At 65.8% G+C, this 752-nt stretch carries 1 protein-coding gene; it reads left to right on the forward strand.

Annotated features, from left to right (window positions below; all coding sequences use genetic code 11):
* Positions 1-8: 8 nt before the first annotated feature.
* Positions 9-752, forward strand: a protein-coding gene (locus tag IEY89_RS40185; protein ID WP_373287357.1) for an IS5 family transposase whose coding sequence is annotated in 2 segments (ribosomal slippage) — positions 9-332 and positions 335-752 — 742 coding nt annotated over the 2 segments. Because the reading frame shifts where the segments join, the coding sequence is not laid out codon by codon here. This gene is flagged as partial in the annotation.

The following is a 752-nucleotide window of genomic DNA, read 5'->3' on the forward strand; positions in this document are numbered from 1 at the left end:
GGGGATGGATCGTTCCGGACGGCCTGTGGGAGATCGCGAGGCCGTTGCTGCCGCCGGCACGGGCAAGGCCGCAAGGTGGCGGAGTCGCCAACATCGATGATGAGGCGGTGTTTGCCGCGATCATCTACGTGTTGGTCAGTGGCTGCGCCTGGCGGGCGTTGCCGCCGTGCTTCGGGGCGTCGAAGTCGACCGTGCACCGCCGCTTCGTCATCTGGTCGCGTGCGGGAGTCTGGGGACGGCTGCATCAAAAGGTCCTGCAGCTCCTGGACGAGCGGAACTTGGTCGACTTGTCCCGTGCGGTCCTCGACTCCGCGCACGTGCGCGCTAAAAAGGGGGCGAACACACAGGTCCGAGCCCCGTGGACCGGGGCAAGCCCGGTTCCAAAATGCACGTCCTGTCCGACGCGAACGGACTGCCCCTACGCGTAGGAGTCTCCGCGGCCAACACTCACGACAGCCAGGCCCTGAAGCCGATGCTGTCCCATTTCCACATGGGACACGAATTCCACGCAGCTGACTCCAAACCCGTGCGCCTTCATGCCGACAAGGCGTACGACGTGCCTCACCTGCGGCGATGGCTATGGGGCAAACGCATCGGCGTCCGCATCGCCCGCAAGGGCATCGACTCCAGCGAACGGCTCGGCCGACGCAGGTGGGTCATCGAGCGCACCATGTCCTGGCTGACCGGCTACCGCCGCCTCAACCACCGCTACGAGCGAAAACCGGGCAACTACCTGGCCTTTCTCGGACTGG

The sequence above is a fragment of the Streptomyces lacrimifluminis genome (assembly GCF_014646095.1).
Taxonomy (GTDB): domain Bacteria; phylum Actinomycetota; class Actinomycetes; order Streptomycetales; family Streptomycetaceae; genus Streptomyces; species Streptomyces lacrimifluminis.